This is a genomic window from Pseudomonadota bacterium (genome assembly GCA_030775045.1).
In the GTDB taxonomy this organism is placed as follows: domain Bacteria; phylum Pseudomonadota; class Alphaproteobacteria; order JALYJY01; family JALYJY01; genus JALYJY01.
On sequence record JALYJY010000005.1, the window covers coordinates 1715 to 24126 of the forward strand.

The 22412-nt window shown below is 53.5% G+C and carries 15 protein-coding genes, 3 tRNA genes and 2 rRNA genes; 11 read left to right on the forward strand and 9 right to left on the reverse strand.

Translation table 11 applies throughout. The features are described 5' to 3' along the window. Window positions 1–62 precede the first annotated feature (62 nt). From M3O22_00785 to M3O22_00835, 11 genes are all read left to right on the forward strand, one after another. Window positions 63–737 (forward strand): acetyltransferase, encoded by a 675-nt coding sequence (locus tag M3O22_00785; GenBank protein MDP9195304.1) that lies wholly within the window; start codon window positions 63–65, stop codon window positions 735–737. Beyond that, window positions 737–1681, forward strand: a complete 945-nt coding sequence (locus tag M3O22_00790; protein ID MDP9195305.1) for a GNAT family N-acetyltransferase — start codon at window positions 737–739, stop codon at window positions 1679–1681. The genes M3O22_00785 and M3O22_00790 overlap by 1 nt, the downstream gene beginning before the upstream one ends. An 18-nt stretch (window positions 1682–1699) precedes the next feature. After that, the gene (locus M3O22_00795; protein ID MDP9195306.1) at window positions 1700–3106 is read left to right on the forward strand and encodes a glycosyltransferase; all 1407 of its coding nucleotides are present in this window, start codon (window positions 1700–1702) and stop codon (window positions 3104–3106) included. 67 nt (window positions 3107–3173) lie between these two features. Continuing rightward, window positions 3174–4961, forward strand: coding sequence for an ABC transporter ATP-binding protein/permease (locus M3O22_00800; protein ID MDP9195307.1), 1788 nt, complete (start codon window positions 3174–3176; stop codon window positions 4959–4961). Window position 4962: 1 nt separating this feature from the next. Beyond that, window positions 4963–5901, forward strand: coding sequence for a glycosyltransferase (locus M3O22_00805; protein ID MDP9195308.1), 939 nt, complete (start codon window positions 4963–4965; stop codon window positions 5899–5901). Continuing rightward, the gene (locus M3O22_00810; protein MDP9195309.1) at window positions 5898–6827 is read left to right on the forward strand and encodes a glucosyl hydrolase; all 930 of its coding nucleotides are present in this window, start codon (window positions 5898–5900) and stop codon (window positions 6825–6827) included. Before M3O22_00805 ends, M3O22_00810 begins: the two co-directional genes overlap by 4 nt. Window positions 6828–6906: 79 nt before the next feature. Then, on the forward strand, window positions 6907–8853 hold the full coding sequence (locus M3O22_00815; GenBank protein ID MDP9195310.1) for a hypothetical protein: 1947 nt from the start codon (window positions 6907–6909) through the stop codon (window positions 8851–8853). Window positions 8854–8968: 115 nt separating this feature from the next. After that, window positions 8969–9745: a glucose-1-phosphate cytidylyltransferase gene (gene rfbF, locus M3O22_00820; GenBank protein ID MDP9195311.1), complete on the forward strand. Its 777-nt coding sequence runs from the start codon at window positions 8969–8971 to the stop codon at window positions 9743–9745. After that, on the forward strand, window positions 9742–10842 hold the full coding sequence (gene rfbG / locus M3O22_00825) for a CDP-glucose 4,6-dehydratase (protein MDP9195312.1): 1101 nt from the start codon (window positions 9742–9744) through the stop codon (window positions 10840–10842). Before rfbF ends, rfbG begins: the two co-directional genes overlap by 4 nt. Continuing rightward, on the forward strand, window positions 10790–12055 hold the full coding sequence (locus M3O22_00830; GenBank protein MDP9195313.1) for a class I SAM-dependent methyltransferase: 1266 nt from the start codon (window positions 10790–10792) through the stop codon (window positions 12053–12055). The genes rfbG and M3O22_00830 overlap by 53 nt, the downstream gene beginning before the upstream one ends. After that, entirely contained in the window at window positions 12052–12948 is an 897-nt protein-coding gene (locus tag M3O22_00835; protein ID MDP9195314.1) for a Gfo/Idh/MocA family oxidoreductase, read from the forward strand. The genes M3O22_00830 and M3O22_00835 overlap by 4 nt, the downstream gene beginning before the upstream one ends. A gap of 41 nt (window positions 12949–12989) precedes the next feature. Here the strand turns inward: M3O22_00835 and M3O22_00840 are convergent, their stop codons facing one another. From M3O22_00840 to M3O22_00880, 9 genes are all read right to left on the reverse strand, one after another. Then, window positions 12990–14546 carry an aminotransferase class I/II-fold pyridoxal phosphate-dependent enzyme gene (locus tag M3O22_00840; protein MDP9195315.1) on the reverse strand — a complete coding sequence of 519 codons (1557 nt, stop codon included), beginning with the start codon at window positions 14544–14546 and terminating at the stop codon, window positions 12990–12992. A gap of 5 nt (window positions 14547–14551) precedes the next feature. Then, window positions 14552–15421: a glucose-1-phosphate thymidylyltransferase RfbA gene (gene rfbA, locus M3O22_00845; GenBank protein ID MDP9195316.1), complete on the reverse strand. Its 870-nt coding sequence runs from the start codon at window positions 15419–15421 to the stop codon at window positions 14552–14554. Window positions 15422–15533: 112 nt separating this feature from the next. After that, the gene (locus M3O22_00850; GenBank protein MDP9195317.1) at window positions 15534–16682 is read right to left on the reverse strand and encodes a UDP-N-acetylglucosamine 2-epimerase; all 1149 of its coding nucleotides are present in this window, start codon (window positions 16680–16682) and stop codon (window positions 15534–15536) included. 70 nt (window positions 16683–16752) lie between these two features. Beyond that, window positions 16753–17844, reverse strand: coding sequence for a dTDP-glucose 4,6-dehydratase (gene rfbB, locus M3O22_00855; GenBank protein ID MDP9195318.1), 1092 nt, complete (start codon window positions 17842–17844; stop codon window positions 16753–16755). A 600-nt stretch (window positions 17845–18444) separates the two neighbouring features. Then, window positions 18445–18521 (reverse strand) — tRNA-Met (locus tag M3O22_00860). A gap of 138 nt (window positions 18522–18659) precedes the next feature. Continuing rightward, window positions 18660–18775 (reverse strand): 5S ribosomal RNA (gene rrf / locus M3O22_00865). A gap of 145 nt (window positions 18776–18920) precedes the next feature. After that, a 23S ribosomal RNA gene (locus M3O22_00870) occupies window positions 18921–21673 on the reverse strand. A gap of 411 nt (window positions 21674–22084) precedes the next feature. Beyond that, window positions 22085–22160, reverse strand: a tRNA-Ala gene (locus M3O22_00875). A gap of 143 nt (window positions 22161–22303) precedes the next feature. Then, a tRNA-Ile gene (locus M3O22_00880) sits at window positions 22304–22380 on the reverse strand. Between the last annotated feature and the right edge of the window lie 32 nt (window positions 22381–22412).

The window sequence follows — 22412 nt, forward strand, 5'->3', positions numbered from 1 at the left end:
CCCCAGGATCCCGGACTGCCTATGTCCAATCGCCGCGAAGACCTCCTGGTCCGGAGACCCTGATGAAAAAGCCCCTGGTTATTGTCGGCAACAGCGAGATAGCAAGAATAGCCACGGAATATTTTGTCCATGATTCCAGCCATGCCATCCAGGCCTATGCAACAGAACGGGATTACGTGGGGGATGGGCGCTTTCTTGACAGGCATGTTCTGGCGCTGGAGGATCTTCCGGCTTCATTTCCGCCTGGCGAGGTGGATGTTTTTGTTGCGGTGGGCAGCGGGAAGCTCAATCGCATCCGTACCCGTCTGGTCCAGCGGATCCGGGATCTGGGGTATTCACTCACCAGCTATGTCAGTTCCCGCGCTTTTGTCTGGCACAATGTCCAGATCGGCGAAAACTGTTTCATCCTTGAAGACAATACACTCCAGCCTTTTGTAAAAATCGGCAATAATGTAACCCTGTGGTCAGGAAACCATATTGGCCATGGGTCCATTATCGAGGACCATGTCTTTATTGCCTCGCATGTCGTTATCTCGGGTCTGTGCCGGATTGGTGAAAGCAGTTTTATGGGTGTGAATTCCGCCACTGCGGAAGAGGTCGTGATTGCCAGGGATAATTTCATTGCCATGGGTGCCGCGGTCACAAAATCAACACAGCCTGACCAGGTACTGATGGGTGTTCCGGCAGCGCCGCACAGGGTTACAGCAACAAGATTCTGTCGCGCGGGTGACGCCTGATGACTGTCCGGGTGGAAAAATACGACCGTGCCGCACACAGGGATACCTGGAATGGTTTCCTTGAAAAGGCAAAGAACGGACACTTCATGTTCAACCGCGATTACATGGAGTATCACAGCGACCGGTTCACGGACTGCTCCCTGCTTGTGTATGAAAAGGATCGTCTGGCAGCCCTTTTTCCGGCCAATATCGGGGGAGATACGGTTTACAGCCATCAGGGCCTGACTTTCGGGGGTATCATAACCCGCGAGGACAGCATAAATACCCCGCTGATGCTGCATATCCTCGGCGAAATTACCAGGCATCTGCGGACAGCTGGCGTCAAAAAACTGGTCTACAAGCCGATTCCCTACATCTATCACATCCATCCCGCGGAAGAAGATCTCTATGCCCTGTTCAGGGAGAAGGCCGAGCTGACACGCATGGATGTCAGTACGGTGATCAACTACGCCAGCCGGGGAAAGATCAGCAGCCTGCGCCAGCGCGGGGCACGGAAGGCGCAGAAGGCCGGAATTACGTACCAGCCCAGTGACCGCTGGGATGATTTCTGGCACCTTCTGTCAGAACGGCTGAAAGAGAGACATGGCCAGAAACCTGTCCACACTCTCCAAGAAATCCGGCTTCTGGCCTCCCGCTTCCCGCAGAATATCAGGCTTCAAACGGCTGAAGCCGGCGGGGAGATCCAGGCAGGTGTTGTGATTTTTGAAAACCCGACTGTTGCACATGCGCAGTACATCTGCGCCGGAGATGAAGGGTTCAGAAATGGTGCGCTTGACGGACTGTTCGAACATCTGATCGGACTCTACAGCGACAGGCGCTACTTCAGTTTCGGCATTTCAACCGAGGAGGCGGGCCGTGTTCTCAACGAAGGCCTGATCCTGCAGAAGGAAGGCTTTGGCGGATCTGCAATCAACCATACTGTTTTCTCCCTCAGCTTTGCCTGACCAGAAGGAGTGCCTGTCTTGGCCCGTGTCATAGTCTCCCATTTCTCGGGAATTCATCATTCCAGCCAGTGGCACAGTTCCTGTTTTTATGATGGTCTCGTCCAGAGCCTGGCAGAACAGGGCAATGATGTCCTGCACATCCTGTCCAGTGACTTCATAAAAAGGCCGTGGAACGGAAATAACCAGCTTCTGAATGGTATTGACGGGAAACTGACCCTGGAAAGGATCCGGTCCTTCAATCCGGATCTGGTTATTGCCTTCAACAACTCCACCATCGAGGGAATGGAAGATGCTGTAGACTGTCCCTTCATCCTCTGGGACGCAGACAGTCTGGCCTATTTCAACAACAAGGAAGAAGTGCAGAAAAAGAAGGATCGCTATATTTTTCTGGCTTTTTCCACATTTGGCGCAGAAGAATACCGACAGGTCCTGTCCCCCTCCCTTTCAAGAGTTCACAGGGTACAGGCTGCCACAGCCATAAAGGCAGAGAAGAAAAAGATCAGGGACAATATTTCCTTTATAGGAACATATTTTATACTGAACTACTGGATCCAGTGTGCCGCCGGTGCAAAACCGGAAAATACAGCTGCTCTCATAAAGGAATTTGAAAAGGGTCCGGATTTTAACCTGGACAGGGCCCTGGAAGAGAACGATCTTGAGGATTTCCAGATAACCGAAGGTGCCCTGAGAGGGTTACGTGCGGGGGAAAACCGGAACCAGACTATTGCCGCGGTCGCACCTCTCGGGATCCAGATTTTTGGAACACAGGAATGGTATTCTGCCATCCATTTCTCGATCAATACTTTCCTGTCCTATGATCCCCGGTTTGCATACAGCCTGGCCCATAACCAGGATATCTATAACCGGAGCCGGATCGGCATCAACATATCCCACAGCCAGAATATCACCGGTTATCCATGGCGGGTTATGGATATTCTGGCATCCAGTGCCTGTCTGGTTTCGGACAGGAAGACCGACCTTGAGAAGGATTTTGGCGAAAAAATCCCCCTGCAGTTTTATGAAACTCCATGGGAAGCGTACAGCGTATGCAGGAAGCTTCTGGAAAATGAAGCCCTGCGGCAGGACGTCGTTTCAGCATCCAATGCAGCCATTGAAGCAGGGTTCCGGTGGAAACACCGCTTCAGGGATATTGAACAGATCTGTGGCACAAAACTTCTCAACCCGGACAGGGAAGGAAGTGTCTCACGCCTTATGCCCGATTACGGGGGTGCGTACCGTATTCCTGAATCTGCACTGAAACTGATGCTGTGGGCCATGAAAAAAACCCCTTCCTCTCTCCGGAACTCGATCTTCAGAATCGCCAAGGGTACAGGTATGGGAAAATATCTGGACCAGCATACAAAACAGATTCTGTACCACCTGATGAATCTGCAGGACCGGCATCTTTATTCCATGGACGAATAGGATGCTGCAGCACTGGAAAAATTTTCTGCTCTATATGAGATATTTTTCAGCAGGGCAACAGGGCCGGATGGCATTCCTCGTCCTTGGCGGCATTCTGATGGGTTTTGTCGAGTATATAGGTTTATGGGCCTTTTTCCCCCTGATCCTTGTTGTCCAGTCACCAGACAAGGTCCAGCATGGCCGGGTCCTGGGGCCCATTTACCATTTTCTGGGAATGACCGACCCCGCACAGTTCACAGTCCTTGTCGGACTTGGCGTTATCGGCATCTTTATCCTGAAAAACCTGATCTGGATTGGGTATCTGCGGTTTGAATTTTCATCACTGGTCAGATGGCGGGTCAACCTGTCGCGCCGCTTTTATCAAGGCTATCTCCGGGCCCCCTATGAGATCTTCCTGCAGCGCAGTTCCAGCGATATGATTGCTGTCATCTCGTCTGTCATACCCTATGTCATCAACAATTTTGTTCACCAGTTCATTACCCTTTTCAATCTTCTTCTGACCGCAGTCATTATCGCTGTTGTCCTTTTCAAACTGTATTCCCAGGTCGCCCTTGTTTTTGTTTCTGCCGCCCTGATCCTTTTCTGGGCACACAGCCGGATCATAAAAAAATCCGTAGAGCGCACAGGGGCGCAGACCCAGAAGCTGTCGGCCCGCCAGTTTTCTGTTCTCCAGCAGACATTCAGGGGTTACAAGGACACACGGCTCCATCACAAGACACAGCTGTTTTCCAGGGATTACAGCAAACTGGTCAGTCAGCTGAGCCGGGAAGAAGAACGTATCCAGTTCCTCCAGACTCTTCCTGCAGCAACGATTGAGATCATTATCATGAGTCTTGCTGTCGGGGCATTCCTGTTCTTTGTCTATCAGTCTGATTCCGGTGCAGAGGCTGTGGCAAAGCTGGGCACTCTGGGAATAATCGCCTTCCGCATCATTCCTGTTATCAACCGGAGCATAACAGCCACAACCTGGATCAACAGCAGCAAAGCGTCCCTGGACAGACTTTTCTCGGAAGCCAGAGCCCTTGGAATTCTGGAGGAAAATGCCCCTGATGAGAGCAGGGAAAGGGATTCTGCGCTGCCGGCTCCCCTTCCATTCCGGAAATCTCTCAAATTCAGGAACGTCACATACACCTATCCGAAATCAGAAGTCCCCGTCCTGGACAGGGTGGACTTCTCGGTTACACCGGGAGAATTTGTGGGAATTACCGGTGCATCCGGTTCAGGAAAAACATCTCTGGTCAACATCCTGCTCCATTTCCTTCCGCCCAGATCGGGAGAAGTCCTTCTGGATGGTCAACGTCTCGATGCCACAGATATTGAGCGGTTTCACCGTATTACAGGGTACGTGGACCAGCAGCCGTTTCTGCTGAACGCTGACATCGCCCATAATGTTGCCTTTGGCGATGATGCACCGGATATTGATATGGACAGGGTTGTTTCTGCCCTGAAAAAGGCCGGATTGTGGGAATTTGTCCGGGATCTGGAAAAGGGTGTGGAAACCCAGGTTGGTGAGGATGGCAAACTGCTGTCAGGTGGACAGCGGCAACGTCTGGCCATTGCACGGGCATTCTACAAGGATATCAGAATTCTGGTTCTTGACGAAGCCAGTGCTGCCATGGATATGGAAACAGAGCACAGGTTTTTTGAATTCCTTTACGGCCTGAAAGGTGAAATGACGGTCATAATGATTGCCCATCGCCTGTCCACCCTCAAACACTGTGACCGTATCCTGTTCATGGAAAACGGACGGATCACGGATCAGGGCAGTTTTGCAGCACTGTATGATCATAATGATCATTTTCGCAATTACGTAGAATATGCCCGCATCAGGGTCGGGCACAAAGACCAGGAATAAAATGTCACGCCCTGTTTCCATTGCCGTTCTGACCTATAACCAGGAGGCTTTTGTTGGCCAGACACTGGACAGTATCCTTTCCCAGGATTATCCGGATTTCAGAATTATCGTATCAGATGACGCATCCCGCGACGGAACCGTTGCCATAGTCAGGGATTATATACGTCGTTATCCGGGCAGGATTGTCCTGCAGGCCCATGAGAAAAATCTGGGAATAACAGCCAACTGCCACTCGGCTGTCCCCCTGCTTCAGGGAGACTATGTCTGCTGGTTTGCGGGAGATGATCTTTTCCTGCCCGGGAAACTGTCCCGGCAGGCTGCTGTCCTGGATGCGAATCCTGATGCTGTTTTCTGCTATCATGATGTCGAGGTTTTTGACAGCAATACCGGACAGCAACTCTATACCTACAATAGCCCGCTGGCGGGACAGAAACCGCGGGAAGGTCTGATCGCCGAATCCCTGCTGATGCATGGCTGTTTTCTTCCCACGATGGGAATCATGCTTCGCCGGTCTGCCGTCGGGAAAACACAGCATCGCAGTGAGATCCGCACGGCATCCGACTGGATGTATTTCACTGAAATTGCGCACCAGGGAAGGGTGATTTTCATACCGGAAGTCCTGGCCAGGTACCGGCGCCATTCGGGGAATACAACCAAGAGGATGGACTGTACGGACGAGGAAAAAAGCTATTCCCTGATGAGAGACGGGTATCCGCAGTATGCAGCCGCCATCGACTATGGCCTGGCCAGGCTTTATATGACCTATACCTTCAAATTCCTGGCTGCCGGCCATCTGCAGAAGGCCGGCCTGTCCCTGCAGAAGCTTCTGGGAGTCCTGAGACGTCGACCCCGGGCTCTGGGATTTGCGACCGCAAGAATAGCAGGAACATTCATACAAAGACTTGCCCTTTTCAGAAGGACAGGGAGCATTTTCCGATGAGCTGGCAGGATCTCGGCGTTATTTTTCCGGTCAGTCAGCTGTCGGATTGGGCTGCAAGTCATGCCTATGTGCCGACAGCAATCGCCCTTGATGACCGGATCCGTGTGTTTGTTGCTTTCTGGGATGCCAACAGGACAGGCCGGCCGGGATTTATTGATGTGGATCCGGAAGATCCCCGAAAGATCCTGGGTTACAGTCCCCGCCCCCTTATTCCTGACTCCGAGCCTGGCTGCTTTGACTGTGACGGTATCACACCCCTTTCGGTTGTCCGGGATGGTACGGGCCTGCGTCTCTATTATGCAGGGTGGCGACGCCTGGATACAGAGGCCCGCTATACCCTGTTCACCGGTCTTGCCTTCAGCCATGACCGGGGCCTGTCGTTCCAGCGTCATGACAGACATCCCGTTATTGGCCCCAATACCCCTGGCTGTACCGTCCGGACCGGTGGGGTTGTTCTCCATGATCAGGGAAAATGGCGCTGCTGGTATGCCGAATACCAGGGACAGATCACTGTTGGGGATAAAACAGTCCCGTCATACCAGCTCAGCACCATGGATTCTGCTGATGGTATTCACTGGCCGGATACATCAAGGATGGTTTTTCCTGTGAGGCCGGGGCACATCTTCGGTTATGGCCGCAGTGCCATATGGAAGGAACAGGGTCAGTATCATGGTCTGTTTTCCATTCGTCATGTGGACGGTGGATACCGTTATATGGGTTATGCAACCTCACCTGACGGCTATACATGGACAGAACCTGGTCAGGAGGGCATGGCCTTCTCGGCAGAAGATACCCTTGATGGCCAGAAAGAAGTATGCTTTCCGGGCCTCATCTTCCAGAATGGCCGGATTATCATGTTCTATAATGGCAATGATTTTGGACGCGCCGGACTGAGAGCAGCAATATGGAATTCACGGGGGATCTGAACCCTTATCTTCCAGAATGCGGAACAGCTGAAACCAGGAACCCTAACTGTCGAAACAGAATGAGCTCAGGAAATACAGCATGAATTCTCTCCTCCTGCAGAAAACCAGATCCTTTCTTGTCAGGCATCTGAAAAAATATGTTCTCCTACGGAAAATTCATGCTCTGGCAATGAAGTACAGAAACCAGACTTTTCATAAAATAAAATCATCCGCCATTGTGTGCCTGAAAAAATATGCTTTCGTACGGAAAATTCATGCCCTGGTGATAAAATGCCGGTCCAGAATTGCTGAATCCGGTCCTTTCAGGCACCGGATGGCCCGGCAGATCCTGCAGTCATCCGATGAAGGATTTCTGAAATACATCAACAGCTTCAGCTATATTTCAGCCATTGCTCCTGAAAAAAGGAACCGGTCCCCTGACAGTCAGGATAAAAAAGCAAGACAGCTGCTGCCTGATATGATCTCTGATACAGGAAAAGATACCAGCTACAGGGTACGGGCACTATTCGCCGGCATGTTATATTTCAAGCCCAATGAACTGCCGGAAACCGCCTTTTTTGAGCTTATGGGAAAACTCGGGCCGGGTCAGATCCTTCCTGCCTATCTCTACATCTTCAATGTTTTCTTTCCTTATGGCGACAGGAACGAGGCAGACTCACACTCCCTGTTTCTGCGAAAGGCCTTCCTCTGGCTTTATGCTGATATTCTGGCTTCGGACCCCGTCGCCGCCGAAGAAAAAATCAGGATCTTCAGCCAGACCTATTCCGGGTCTGTCCCGATCAGCAATTCCACTAACATGAAAGACATCTATGAGGCCGAAAGAAAGATACTGGATCTGTATACAGGACTTCGGTATCCCGGCATCAGCGAAGCTGCTGTCAGCCCCAAACAGCCGAAGCAGGGCAAAATCAGGATCGGGCTTCTTCGCTATGACTACCGCGGCGAAATCCATTTCTTTCTGCCTTTGCTTCATTACATGGACAGTCTGAAATATGAAGTCCACATTCTCGCATTCAGCGATAACGGTCTGGCAGAGGCAGAAAAAGCCTGGCCACGCCTGGTCCATCACCAGCTGAAAGAAGACAGCCTTGCAGATTCTGTTACATATATCCGGAATCTGGGGCTGGACATCATTATCAATACAACATCCCTGTCCGGCCGTTTTGACAATCCCCTCGCAGCTGTTCTTGGTTATCGTGTTGCTCCTGTCCAGATGACATGCTGCGCCAATGTCACCACCTCCGGCATCAGAAACATGGACTATTTTATTATAGGTGAGAGATATCTGGGTCCTTCCCTTCAGGAGGAAATGACAGAGAAGATCCTTCCCTGTCCCGGAATTGGATTTTATATGCCGGTTCCACCAGAAACCAGGGAGTCCAGGGTCCAGAAGCGTGCTGGACTCGGCGTTTTCCCCGAGGATATTCTTTTCGTTTCAAATGCACAGATGCTGAAACTGACGCCTGATCTCCTGTCATGCTGGCTGGGGATTCTCCGCCAGGTGCCCGGCTCAAGGCTTCTTCTCATGCCCTTCAGTTCTGACATGATAAAAGCCCGCTTTGGCAGTTTCTTCATGAAAATGCTGTACAGACTGTGTGATGGATACAGGGTTTCCCGCAATCGTATTATCGTTGCGCAGGCCCAGGGCCGGGACCAGACAATGGCACATCTGGCTGCAGGTGATATCTATCTGGACAGTTTTCCTTACTGCGGCGCAACGTCAACGACTGAAGCCCTGAGCCTTGGCATACCTGTCGTAACGCTGCAGGGGAGCCGTTACAGATCCAGTCTCACTGCCGGTCTTGTCCGGGAACTGGACATGGATCATGCTGTTGCCGTTACTGTCGAGGATTATATCGCCCGGGCTGTTGAACTGGCTGGCTCCCCCCGGCTGAGGCACAGCTCAGGTTCAGAGGGACGGGAAAAACTGCGGGCAGCCTCTTTCATGGATCCCGCCAGCATAGCAGGTCAGTATGATATCCTGTTTTCTTCCATTTCAGGCAGGAAAGATCCTGTGCCAGGATAACCTGACAGAACAGCGGACAGGCCTTCATTTCTGACACATCTTTCCGGATGGCAAAACTTGTATTCCCGATCTTCTGCTGATATAAAAAATCCCTGCTCTGTTATGGAAAGACATAATGAAAGCTGTTATTCTGGCGGGTGGCTACGGCACGCGCATCAGTGAGGAAACAGGCCTGCGCCCAAAACCGATGATTGAAATCGGCGGCAGACCCCTCCTCTGGCACATCATGAAGATCTACAGTGCGCACGGCATCAATGAATTTGTCATCTGCTGTGGCTATAAAGGTTACATGATCAAGGAATATTTTGCGAATTACTTTCTGCATACCAGCGATCTCACTGTAAATCTGGAAAACTCTGACATCAGGATTCATCAACGCCGTGCTGAACCCTGGACAATTACAATGGTTGATACCGGCACAGATACAATGACAGGGGGCCGTCTGCTGCGGGTCCGGGACTATCTGGAAAACAGCACATTCTGCATGACCTACGGCGACGGCGTCAGCGACGTCAATATTGCAGATCTTGTGAAATATCATGCTTCCCATGGAAAGCTGGGAACGGTCACAGCTGTTCAGCCGCCAGGGCGGTTCGGAGCGGTATCCTTCAGGGATGGCACAGACGCCATAACCAGCTTTCTGGAAAAACCAAAAGGTGACAACGCCTGGATCAACGGCGGATTTTTCGTTCTTGAACCCGGCATATTCGACTACCTTGAGAATGAGAGGACCGTCTGGGAACAGGGACCGCTTTCACGGCTGGCTGCTGACGACCAGCTGATGGCCTGGCGCCATCGTGGCTTCTGGTCATCCGTGGATACACTGCGGGACAAAAACCATCTGGAAGAACTGTGGAACACTGATCACTGCCCGTGGAAAACCCGGGCATGAATATCGGAGTTTCCCCGGATTTCTGGAAAGGCAGAAAGGTTTTTCTTACAGGCCACACAGGCTTCAAGGGTGGCTGGCTGTCACTGTGGCTGCAGGACATGGGCGCTGATGTTACCGGCTATGCCCTTGCCCCCTCCGGCCAGCCAAACCTGTTTTCCCTTGCCTGTATTGAAAAGGGGATGACATCTGTTATCGGTGACATCTGCAATGCCCCTGCCCTGCAGAAAGCACTGCAGGTGTCACAGGCTGAAATCGTCTTCCATCTGGCAGCCCAGCCCCTTGTGCGCCTTTCCTACGAACAGCCCGGGGAAACAGCTGCAACCAACATCATGGGAACTGTCCATCTCCTGGAAGCTGTGCGCACCCTGAAACCGGTACGTGCTGTTGTTGTTGTCACCAGTGATAAATGCTACGAAAACCGCGAGATAAAGTGGGGTTACCGCGAAACTGACCCGATGGGCGGACACGACCCCTATTCTGCGAGCAAAGGCTATGCCGAACTTTTATCCGCAGCATGGCGGAACTCATTTTTCCGTCACAACGGTGTTGGTCTGGCAACTGCACGGGCCGGCAATGTGATCGGTGGGGGAGACTGGTCCAGGGACAGGCTGGTTCCTGATATCCTGAACGCCATCGAAAAACAGATCCCGCTGACTGTCCGCAATCCCCATGCAACACGCCCCTGGCAGCATGTTCTGGAGCCACTGGCCGGATACCTGATGCTGGCACAGAACCTGTATGAAAAAGGTGACAGATTTACCTCAGGCTGGAATTTTGGCCCCCACATGGAAGATGTATGTTCTGTTGAATGGATAGTCCGCCGGCTCTCCCATCATTCCGGAAAACCTGTTGATATGCAGGTTGTAATGCCTGACAGACAGCAGCATGAAGCTGGCATGCTGGCCCTGGATCATACAAAGGCATGGTACGAACTGGGCTGGAAACCCATATGGTCACTTGATGAGGCGCTGATAAAAACAGCCGAATGGGCAAGAGCCTGCCAGGAACAGGACAATATGCGTACAGTCTGCCTGAGGCAGATCCATGCCTATCATTCCGGCTCCGGAAACAGGGAAACAGCAGAAGATGTTGAATGAAATAAAGGACTGTGAGGTCTGCGGAAACAGGGTTCTTGTCCCGGTGCTTGATCTGGGAATGCACCCCATGTGTGATGATCTGGTTCCCATTGGCGATACGCGGATCTGCAGGCAGTATCCCATTGAAATCCTTTTCTGTGAGAAATGCTGCACCGCCCATCAGCGCTTCCAGATACCAAAGCAGGAGCTCTTTCCCCGCAGTTACCATTACCGTGCACGCCACACGGCAGATGTTCTGAACGGCATGCGTGAATTTGTGGCCACATGTGAGAAAACATGCGGTCCCCTTTCGGAACTGAAGGTTCTGGATATCGGCTGCAACGACGGCAGCCTGCTGTCAATTTTCAGGGAGAAAGGGGCCAGAACTTTCGGTATTGAGCCTACAGGGGCCTGTGAGGATGCCGTGCAGGCAGGCCATACAGCAATCAATGATTTCTTCACCGGTGACATTGCACAGGAATTTGTCAGGATCAACGGAAAGCCTGACATCATTACATTTACCAACGTATTTGCCCATATCGAGGGGCTGGCAGATGTTATCCAGGCCCTGAAAGTCCTGAAACATGACAGGACTGTCATTGTTATTGAGAACCACTATCTTGGTTCTGTCCTGGAAAAATTCCAGTTCGATACCTTTTATCACGAACATCCGAGGACCTACAGCTACACCTCTTTTGCCTTTATTGGTGATGCGCTGGGGATGCAGATAGCCGCTGTGGAATTTCCACCCCGCTATAATGGTAATATCCGTGTCGTGTATACTCCACGGGCAGGCCAGGGAAAACACGCCGGATGGGACACAGTCCATCCCCGTGAAAAATCCTTCGGCAGGGAACTGAAGACCATGTCTGAAAGACTGGTCCCCTGGAAAAAAGGGAAACTTGAGGAAATCACCCTTGCGGTAAGAAAGTACGGCAGGCTCAGCGGCAAGGCCTTTCCGGGCCGTGCGGCCATTCCTGTCAGGCTGCTCGGCCTGGATGAAACCCATATCCGGGCTGTGTATGAAAAACCGCAGTCAAACAAGGTTGGGCATTATATTCCCGGTACGCGCATTCCCATCCTGTCCGATGATGAATTTGATCCCGCCGGAACAGATGCACCACTGATCAATCTGGCATGGCATATCAGCAGGGAAATACGGAACTACATGCAGTCCCGGGGCTACAGAGGCCCTATCCTTGATATCATTTCACCGGAAGTACCGCCTAGATGAAAGCAACCATTATTGGTGGCGGCTTCGGATTATATGGCTATCTGCCTGCCCTGTTACAGACATCTCCGGCAGATGTCCTGTTACCGGTGCGCTACAGGGAACGGCTTCTGGCCCGAAATGATATCCACCATCTGGCAGACCGCATTATATGGCTTGGAGACACTGAAAGCATACTGCCGGAATGCAGTGCTGTTATCATCGCCCTCCCCCCGGCCCTGCAGGCACCTTGGATCGAAAAGTGCCTGGAATACCCGGATATCCAGTACATGCTTCTGGAAAAACCCTTGGCCGTCTCTCCAGCCATTGCTGACAGTCTTCTGAAACAGCTGGAAGCTTCAGGAAAAATATTCCGGATTGGTTACAATTTCCGTTTTACTGACTGGGGCAGCCAGCTGCTGGGCCGTTCAGGTGGCGCAGACGTCATGGAATGGTGCTTCCAGGCCCATCATTACGCCAGAAATGTTCCCACATGGAAACGGCTTCATGCTGAAGGCGGGGGCGCCCTGCGCTTTTATGGCATTCATCTGATTGCCCTGCTGGCAGAACTTGGTTACACATCCGCTGATTTTTCACACATCCCTGCAGGATCTCCGGGAGAGGCTGCAAGCTGGACTGCGCGTATCACAGGCGCAGGTCTTGTACCCTGCAGCATCCATGTGGACAGCCACAGCCAGAACACGGTTTTCACCATCCGGGATTCTGACCAGAACATCCTGCACCTGAGCCAGCCTTTTGAGCAAGCCACCCGGGATAACAACATCCTGGACCAGAGAGTTGTTTTCCTGAAAAAACTGCTGGACGATCTTTTCCTGGATCCCCGACCCTGTCATCCCTGGTATGAAAGGGTTATCAGACTCTGGAATGACATCGAACAGAAAACATCTGTCTTCTGAATTTCCAGAAAGACCTGCAGAAGACCCTGAACCGCAGGCAATTATCCTGCTTTCTTTTCTGCAAATTCTTCCAGATGACGGACAACTGTGCGGATTTCTTCTTCCGTATGGAAAGGATCAAGCGGAAGGGACAGCAGCTCATCCGAAGACTGCTCGCTGACAGGGAAATCCCCACGACTGTGCTGCAGACCAGCATAAACAGGCTGGAGATGGATGGGCACAGGATAATGGATGTTTGTACCGACCCCCTTCTCCTGCAGCCATGCCTTGCACCTGTCACGGAGTCCGGAACGGATCCGCAGGGGGAATACATGCCATACAGACAGACCTTTTGCGGGAACCGCGGGCAGGCCATAAATGCCAATGCCATCCAGTCCCTCAAGATAGATCTGTGCCAGCTGGCGCCTGCGCTCGTTCCAGGTTTCCAGATGCTTCAGCTTTACGGACAGCAGGGAGGCCTGGAGGGGGTCAAGGCGGGAGTTCGTCCCCATGATCTCATGATGATATTTGACCTTTGACCCATAATTTCCCAGCATGCGGATCCGGGCAGCCAAGGCATCATCATTCGTGGCAACAGCACCGGCATCACCATAGGCTCCGAGATTCTTGGTTGGATAAAAGCTGAATCCTGCCGCAATACCGAAAGCACCACACTGCGTGTTCCCGAAACGGGCGCCGTGTGCCTGTGCAGCATCCTCTATGACATGAAGATTGTGCCGGGCAGCCACGGGCCCGAGACTGTCCATATCAACCGGGGTGCCATACAGATGGACAGGCATGACGGCCCTGGTGCGGGATGTTACAGCCTTTTCAAGCGTTTCTCCGGTCAGGCCATGGGTGTCAGGATCGACATCTGCAAACACCGGTTTTGCCCCGGCCATGTCAACTGCCAGTGCCGACGCAAAGAATGAATTGGCTGGAACCACAACCTCATCACCGGGGCCAATCTCCAGGGCACGCAGGATCAGGACCAGTGCATCCAGGCCATTGCCGCAGCCCACAACATGCCGGACACCCAGATATCGGGCAAAGGATACCTCAAATTCCTGCAGGGCAGGCCCGCCGATGAACTGCTGGGACCGAAGGGCTGCAAGGGCTGCCTTCTCCAGATCCGGGCCAATCGCCCTGTGATAGCGGTCCATGGGGATATAGGGTACTGTTTCCGTCTTTGCGGGAGAACAGAATTCCCGCCGGAACTGTTCATAGTCCCTGATATAGTCCCCTTCATCATATTCATGCGATGCCAGAACAGCCACAACGGTATCAGGACTGAAACTGTCCAGTTCCCTCCAGCAGCCCGGCGGAATAACCAGGCCTTGCTGCGGGTCCGACAGTTCAAAAACAGTCTGTCCGCCGGCATCTTCAAGCCGTACCCGGACCCTGCCGCCGAGGCAGATCAGCAGCTGATACAGGTTCCTGTGACAGTGCCGGCCCCGGACCTCTCCTTCGCGCGTACCATACAGATAGTAGAAACGGCGGGCCTCAAAGCCAACAGTCCCGGACAGTTCCACAACTCCCAGAGAGCCTCTTTCATCAGAAAATTCCGGAATATCAACGAGACAGGGGCGTTCGGCCCGGCGCACTGCAAAACTGTTCATGACTGTCACCTGTTTTCTGCAATCATCTGCAAATAGGCCCCATAGGCGCTTTTTGCATAATCCCCCGACAGTTGTTTCAGCTTTTCACTGTCAATATAGCCCATATTGTACGCTACTTCTTCAGGACAGCCTATCTTGAGGCCCTGGCGTTCCTCAACCGCCTCAATAAAGCTGGATGCCCGCATCAGGCTTTCAAAGGTACCGGCATCAAGCCATGCAGAGCCCCGGGACAGAACTTTTGCCTTCAGGCTGCCGTCCCGGAGATAGAGATTGTTGAGATCCGTAATTTCCAGCTCTCCCCGTGCTGAAGGGCGCAGGCTTTTTGCGTAATCCACAACCCGGGAATCGTAAAAATACAGACCAATGGCTGCATAATTCGATCTGGGTTGCGCCGGTTTTTCCTCCAGGGACAGGACAAGGCCTGAAGGATCCATTTCTATAACCCCGAAACGCTCCGGATCCCTGACATGATATCCCAGGATAAAGGCTCCGTGCTGCAACTCAACACAGTCTTTCCACAGACCCCCGAGGTTGCCCCAGTACAGAAGATTATCCCCCAGAATCAGACAGACGGGTTCACCTGCAATAAAGGATTCGCCCAGCAGAAAAGCCTGCGCCAGCCCTTCCGGCTTTTCCTGGACAGTATAGGACAGCCGGATGCCCAGCCTGTCACCATTTCCGAGAAAATTTTCAAGAACAGGGGTATCCCGGGGAGTACTGATGATCAGGATATCCCGGATGCCCAGCATCATCAGTGTGGACAGGGGATAATAGATCATGGGCTTGTCGTACACAGGCAGCAGCTGCTTGCAGACAATGTCCGTAAGGGGCCTCAGGCGGGTTCCGCTGCCCCCGGCAAGTATAATGCCTTTCATGGACGGCCTTCCGATAGGGATGCTGGTCCCTATATACAGAAGACGGTATCCCCTTCAAACAGGATTCTGCGCCCGGCAGGCAGGCATGCCCCTGCCTGCGGCCCTGCTTGCTTCAGAACAGGAGAGCACCGGTCGCAGGCGCAGCAGGTGCAGAAGGTTCAGGTTTCCAGCCCATCACTTCGAACAGGGCTTTCACCATTTTTGGTCCTGACGTACCGTCTCCCAGAAGATGCGGTGAGCAGGGGACCGTTTTAAAGGTCTGCAAGGCCTCCAGGAATTTGACAGGATCGGGACCTACAGGCAGACACTGTTTGGCTTCATAAAGATCATGCCATCCATTGGGATGACCGTCCGGGAACACGGCAACTGCGGGAATTCCGGCAAAATAGGCAAACCGCACCATGGAATGTGAAGAGGTCGCAAACCTTTCAGCACCGGCCATCAGATGCAGCAGGTTATCCAGGCTTTGTTCCTCTCTGAATTTCAGGTTCCCGGAGGGCGTCCATGGTCCAATCAGTTTCTGCAGCCCGGGGGTCACAGGCAGAAGAACAGGCCTGTCCGCCCTGTCACAGGCTTCCAGAAGCGGGATAAGGGTTTTTGCATCACCTGTTACACCCCTGGTATTGAAGACTGCGAGGTAATAGGAATGCCCTCCGCTCAGGGAGTGTCTCAAGGCTTCTGCTTTTTCTCCATCTTTCTGCACCAGGGCCCTGTAGTAATCCAGATAGGGCTCACCTGTGAAAACCACCCGTCCCAGGACTCCCTCACGACGAAGGTTGTCAGCACCGGTCTGCGTGGATGCATAGCAGAGGTCCGCCATCCAGCCGATCAGCGCATAACCGTAATTCTCGCCATCCGCTTCAAGATTTGGAGTCCGCTGTCCGGACTCGCCGTGGACAAGCTTCAGGCCGTGCGCCCTTCCGGCATGGGCCCCGGCCAGGTTGGCTGTATTGTCTGCAAGGGCAACAACAACCGAAGCTTTCTGGTCCTTCAGGACAGCAGCCACACTGTTTGTCAGCGCCGCAGTCTTCTTGATGGAATCAACATAGAGAGGGAGCTCCTCCTCCGGACAGACACGGAGGACTTCGCATTTGATACCCATATCGTCAAACGCTTGTTTACTGACAGCATTTCCGACCTGGACAATTACAGGAACCACGTTTTCCCCGGTCCTGCGGGCGGCTGCCAGCAATGCATCGACAAAGACGACAATCTTGGGCAATTCCGCCGGGATCTGGCACATAATGGCAACTGTTGACATGGGGAACCCCTTTTTCATTAAATTCTGACTTGGCCATTCCTAACACACGGCCTGCGAAAGTAAAAACTGCCTACGCAGCAATTCTTTCGTTTTTCTGTACGCCCGCACCCAGACCAAGGCGCTGCCCCTGATAGGTCTTTGCACGCAGGTCCTGCCACCAGCGCTGGTTTTCCAGATACCAGGCAACAGTTGCCCGGATACCGGTCTCCAGGGTAAACTGCCGTTTCCAGCCCAGCTCCCGCTCAATCCTGCTGCAGTCAATGGCATAGCGGTGATCATGGCCCGGGCGGTCTGCAACAAAGGTAATCAGGCTTTCCCGGGGGGTCGAGATCCCCTCACCCCATACCCCGTCCATTGTCCGGCAGATCATGCGTACAAGATCCAGGTTCGTACTCTCGGCACGCCCGCCTATGGTATAGGTTTCCCCCAGGCGTCCTTTTTCAAGGACCAGGTGCAGGGCTCTGGCATGATCCTCAACGTGCAGCCAGTCCCTGACATTCTGTCCGTTACCATACACAGGCAGGGCCTTGCCCTCAAAGGCATTGGCAATCATGAGAGGGACAAGCTTTTCAGGAAACTGGCGGGGCCCGTAATTGTTCGAGCAATTCGTGATCAGGACAGGCAGGCCGTAGGTATGGTGCCAGGCCCGAACCAACATATCCGATGAGGCCTTGCTGGCGGAATATGGCGAATTTGGCCTGTAGGCCGTTTCTTCCGTAAAATAGCCCGTTTCTCCCAGGGAGCCAAACACCTCATCCGTTGACACATGGAGAAAGCGGAATTTTTCCGCATCACCGGAAGGAAGGCTGGCCCACCAGGACCGGGCCGCTTCCAGAAGAGAATATGTGCCAACAATGTTCGTCTGGATAAAAGTCCCGGGACCGTCGATGGACCGGTCAACATGGCTTTCAGCAGCCAGATTCATCACCGCAACCGGACGATATCTGCTGAAAATATCACGCATGGCATCCTGGTTGACAATATCTTCCTGGAGAAGGATGTGCCTGCCGTGATCCAGATCTGAAAGATTTTCGGGATTTGCCGCGTATGTCAGCCTGTCTACAGTAATGATCCTGTAAGGGGTATTACTGACCAGATATCTTACCAGGGCAGACCCGATAAATCCCGCCCCGCCTGTGACAATGATATTTGGGCTGTCCATGTGTGATCCTCCGTAACAGGACCTGACTATGAAAATAATGGATTGGCAAGGGACTGCCCGGGCAAGGCGGCACACCGGAAAATTGTTTTCCTGTCTGGAAACCTAGCAACGACTGGACATGAAAAACAAGAAATTTCTTCCCCCAGGCAGTATTCCAGCAGAATAAATGGGGTTCTCATGACAAGGAGCTGATATCTGACATGTTTATAATGGTATTTCAAAAGCTGCTGGTGATTAATTCTGTCTTGCGGGACAGAAACCGGTACGTATGTTCGAATGGATGGCTGATGCTGATCGAGCCTCACCTTTCCCTCTACTGGCGCCCCCGGACGCAGGTCTGGATCCGCCCAGAAAAAACATGGCGTGAACTTCTGCAGGCAGCAGGATAGCGGATCGTCGCCGCATCACGCACCAGTATTTTCCGGTGGAGACACTTCCCGATCCTGCCCATTCCATCCGTACAGGGTTTTCTGTGCCGGCGGGTATAGCTTGTTCAGAAAGACTGGTTTCGGTGTCAGGAATTGGCTACGGTCCTGTGGACCTTCGCCGCACCTTGCGCTTCGGTGTGAACCAGCAGTTTCATCCACACTGCCCTGTATGTGGTTGCGGGGGCAGGATTTGAACCTGCGGCCTTCAGGTTATGAGCCTGACGAGCTACCGGGCTGCTCCACCCCGCGTTAACCGGACCTGTGTATTTTGCGGGCTGCTTCCGCCTTCGCCCCTTTGTGGGGCTACGGCGGGACTTTGCCACCCCGCGTGAGGTGCATGCATTGTGGAGGAAGCGATGTGTGATGTGGGGTCTGTCCCGGGTGCAGGCCTGGCAGCGACCGACTCTCCCGTGTCTTGAGACACAGTACCATTGGCGCTGGAGCCTTTCACTTCCGAGTTCGGGATGGGATCGGGTGGTTCATGCTCCGCAAGGACCACCAGGCCAGCGCCCGGGACAGGGATTTATCAGGGGGATTTCGCGATGCACCCTCTGTTTGTGGAGGGTTGTATACGGGGGTTCCGGAATGACTTCTGTGCGCGGCATGCCGTGCATGGTCCCGAAGGTCCATGCGCGGACCGGGCAGAATTCAATCAGGCTCGTACGAGCGATTAGTAAGGCTCAGCTTCACGCGTTACCGCGCTTCCACATGCCTCCTATCAACGTCATGGTCTGTGACGGCTCTTCAGGGAATACATGTTTTGAGGTCAGTTTCACGCTTAGATGCTTTCAGCGTTTATCTGGTCCGCACTTTAGCTACCCGGCGATGCGGCTGGCGCCACAACCGGTACACCAGAGGTGCGTCCATCCCGGTCCTCTCGTACTGGGGACAGATCCTCTCAATATTCCAACACCCGCGGCAGATAGGGACCGAACTGTCTCACGACGTTCTGAACCCAGCTCACGTACCACTTTAATCGGCGAACAGCCGAACCCTTGGGAGCTGCTCCACCCCCAGGATGTGATGAGCCGACATCGAGGTGCCAAACGACTCCGTCGCTGTGGACGCTTGGGAGTCATCAGCCTGTTATCCCTAGAGTACCTTTTATCCGTTGAGCGATGGCCCGTCCACGTGGAACCACCGGATCACTATGGCCGACTTTCGTCTCTGCTCGACATGTACGTCTCGCAGTCAGGCAGGCTTATGCCATTGCACTCACCGGACGATTTCCGACCGTCCTGAGCCTGCCATCGCGCGCCTCCGTTACCGTTTGGGAGGCGACCGCCCCAGTCAAACTGCCCGCCATGCAGGGTCCTCGTCCCGGAAACGGGACGGAGTTAGAAGCCAGAGAACACAAGGGTGGTATTTCACTGATCCCTCCACCACGGCTGGCGCCGCGGCTTCAAAGGGTCCCACCTATGCTACACATGTAATCCCTGGCACCAGTGCAAAGCTGCAGTAAAGGTTCATAGGGTCTTTCCGTCTGACCGCGGGAACTCCGCATCTTCACGGAGAGTTCAATTTCGCTGGGTTGGTGCTGGAGACAGCGGGGAAGTCGTTACGCCATTCGTGCAGGTCGGAACTTACCCGACAAGGAATTTCGCTACCTTAGGACCGTTATAGTTACGGCCGCCGTTTACCGGGGCTTCAGTTCAATGCTTGCACATCTCCCTTTAACCTTCCGGCACCGGGCAGGCGTCAGACCCTATACGTCGCCTTGTGCGGCTTCGCAGAGCCCTGTGTTTTTGATAAACAGTCGCTACCCCCTGGTCTGTGCCCCCCGCATGCGCTTGCGCACACGCAGGGCCCTCTTCTCCCGAAGTTACGAGGGCAATTTGCCGAGTTCCTTCAACACCATTCTCCCAAGCGCCTTGGTCTGCTCGACCTGTCCACCTGTGTCGGTTTAGGGTACGGTCTGTACGCGGGGGCTCTTTCCTGGAACCCTTCTGCAGCACATCCAATCCATTAAGGATGTACACACTTCAGGATCCGTCACCTCCCGCAGGCCCACGAATATTAACGTGGTTCCCATCAGCTGCGCCTCTCGGCCTCACCTTAGGGACCGGCTTACCCTGCGCGGATTAACCGTGCGCAGGAACCCTTGGACTTTCGGCGACAGGGTTTCTCACCCTGTTTTTCGCTACTCATGTCAGCATTCGCACTTCTGCATCCTCCAGGACAGGTGACCCCGCCCCTTCATCGGCTCGCAGAACGCTCCGCTACCGCATAACCCGTGCAGCGCACAGGTTACACCCGCAGCTTCGGTACATGGCTTTAGCCCCGTTACATTTTCGGCGCAGGACGGCTTATATAGACCAGTGAGCTGTTACGCTTTCTTTAAAGGATGGCTGCTTCTAAGCCAACCTCCTGGTTGTTATGGCCTTCCCACATCCTTTCACACTGAGCCATGATTTGGGGACCTTGGCTGGCGGTCTGGGCTGTTTCCCTCTCGACACCGGACCTTAGCACCCGATGTCTGCCTGCCGTACACTACTCGATGGTATTCGGAGTTTGGTCAGGCTTGGCAAGGCTCGCGCCCCCCTCGCCGGTCCAGTGCTCTACCCCCACCGGTATTCATACGACGCTCTACCTAAATAGATTTCGCGGAGAACCAGCTATTTCCGGATTTGATTGGCCTTTCACCCCTATCCACAACTCATCCCAGCCTTTTTCAACAGGCACGGGTTCGGCCCTCCAGTGGGTGTTACCCCACCTTCAGCCTGGCCATGGATAGATCATCCGGTTTCGGGTCTGATACGTGCAACTGAACGCCCTGTTCAGACTCGCTTTCGCTACGCCTCCACCTCACGGCTTAGGCTCGCTGCACACACCAACTCGCTGACCCATTATACAAAAGGTACACGGTCACCCCACAAAAGGGCTCCCATTGCTTGAAGGCATCCGGTTTCAGGTTCTTTTCACTCCCCTCGTCGGGGTTCTTTTCACCTTTCCCTCACGGTACTGGTTCACTATCGGTCACTGGGGAGTACTCAGGCTTGGAGGGTGGTCCCCCCATGTTCAGACAGGATTTCTCGTGTCCCGCCCTACTCAAGGACTGCTCCCGGTTCACCCGTACGGGGCTCTCACCCGCTCTGGCCCGCCTTCCCAGACGGTTCCGGTTATTTAGAAGCAGCCACTGGCCTCATCCGCTTTCGCTCGCCACTACTCACAGAGTCTCTTTTGATGTCCTTTCCTCCGGGTACTTAGATGTTTCAGTTCCCCGGGTTCGCCTCACACACCTATGTATTCAGCATGTGATCACCTCACGGTGGGGTTTCCCCATTCGGATATCCACGGATCAAAGCCCGCTCACGGCTCCCCATGGCTTTTCGCAGTGTGCCACGTCCTTCCTCGCCTCCCAATGCCAAGGCATTCACCAGATGCCCTTTCTTCGTCTGATTGAACTCTACCTCAGGTCCGCGCACAGAAGACATTCCGTCCCCCGCACACAAACCCTCCAAAGATGCATCTCGAAAAAACCATCCGGACCCATACCAGCCACACCACATCCCCACAGCCAGCACCCTCCCCGCAATACGGAAAAGGCCTCAGCCACAGAAACACAGCACAACCAGAACAAGACCAAACGGCCTTCCCTGATCACACTTCTTCTTCCTGTCCACAATGTTCAATGGGCCGGAAACCGGAAAAACCGGATCCGGCAAACGGAAAAAACATTTTCCGCTTGCCACACCCGGATCAGACCGGAACATCCTTCCTCCAGAAACCGGGAGGGGATCATATAAGGTCCCATCTCCCCTATGTCAATCCCAAACCTTTCCCGATTTTTTCCGAAAGCCCGATACAGAAAATGGTGGAGGCGGACGGGATCGAACCGACGACCTCATGCTTGCAAAGCACGCGCTCTCCCAACTGAGCTACGCCCCCCCGTTAGAAAATCTTCACGCAAGACGTGTCAGATTTTCTTACGCCACGCCGAAGCTTCAGCGAAGGCGGGCCTTACCCGGTTGAACCAGTCCGCCTTCGCCCTGCCGGGCCTCAGCGCGACACTTTTTTGTACAGCAAAAAAGTGGTGGGCCTGGGAAGACTTGAACTTCCGACCTCACGCTTATCAAGCGCGCGCTCTAACCAACTGAGCTACAAGCCCCCGGTCCAGACCCGGGGGTCTGGCATCAGGCT

What these genes read in the sequence shown, in the direction of transcription:
- M3O22_00785 (MDP9195304.1), top strand. Translation starts at nt 63, where the DNA reads ATGAAAAAGCCCCTGGTTATTGTCGGCAACAGCGAGATAGCAAGAATA.
- M3O22_00790 (MDP9195305.1), top strand. Translation starts at nt 737, where the DNA reads ATGACTGTCCGGGTGGAAAAATACGACCGTGCCGCACACAGGGATACC.
- M3O22_00800 (MDP9195307.1), top strand. Translation starts at nt 3,174, where the DNA reads ATGGCATTCCTCGTCCTTGGCGGCATTCTGATGGGTTTTGTCGAGTAT.
- M3O22_00805 (MDP9195308.1), top strand. Translation starts at nt 4,963, where the DNA reads ATGTCACGCCCTGTTTCCATTGCCGTTCTGACCTATAACCAGGAGGCT.
- M3O22_00810 (MDP9195309.1), top strand. Translation starts at nt 5,898, where the DNA reads ATGAGCTGGCAGGATCTCGGCGTTATTTTTCCGGTCAGTCAGCTGTCG.
- M3O22_00815 (MDP9195310.1), top strand. Translation starts at nt 6,907, where the DNA reads ATGAATTCTCTCCTCCTGCAGAAAACCAGATCCTTTCTTGTCAGGCAT.
- rfbF (MDP9195311.1), top strand. Translation starts at nt 8,969, where the DNA reads ATGAAAGCTGTTATTCTGGCGGGTGGCTACGGCACGCGCATCAGTGAG.
- rfbG (MDP9195312.1), top strand. Translation starts at nt 9,742, where the DNA reads ATGAATATCGGAGTTTCCCCGGATTTCTGGAAAGGCAGAAAGGTTTTT.
- M3O22_00830 (MDP9195313.1), top strand. Translation starts at nt 10,790, where the DNA reads ATGCCTATCATTCCGGCTCCGGAAACAGGGAAACAGCAGAAGATGTTG.
- M3O22_00835 (MDP9195314.1), top strand. Translation starts at nt 12,052, where the DNA reads ATGAAAGCAACCATTATTGGTGGCGGCTTCGGATTATATGGCTATCTG.
- M3O22_00840 (MDP9195315.1), bottom strand. Translation starts at nt 14,546, where the DNA reads ATGAACAGTTTTGCAGTGCGCCGGGCCGAACGCCCCTGTCTCGTTGAT.
- rfbA (MDP9195316.1), bottom strand. Translation starts at nt 15,421, where the DNA reads ATGAAAGGCATTATACTTGCCGGGGGCAGCGGAACCCGCCTGAGGCCC.
- M3O22_00850 (MDP9195317.1), bottom strand. Translation starts at nt 16,682, where the DNA reads ATGTCAACAGTTGCCATTATGTGCCAGATCCCGGCGGAATTGCCCAAG.
- rfbB (MDP9195318.1), bottom strand. Translation starts at nt 17,844, where the DNA reads ATGGACAGCCCAAATATCATTGTCACAGGCGGGGCGGGATTTATCGGG.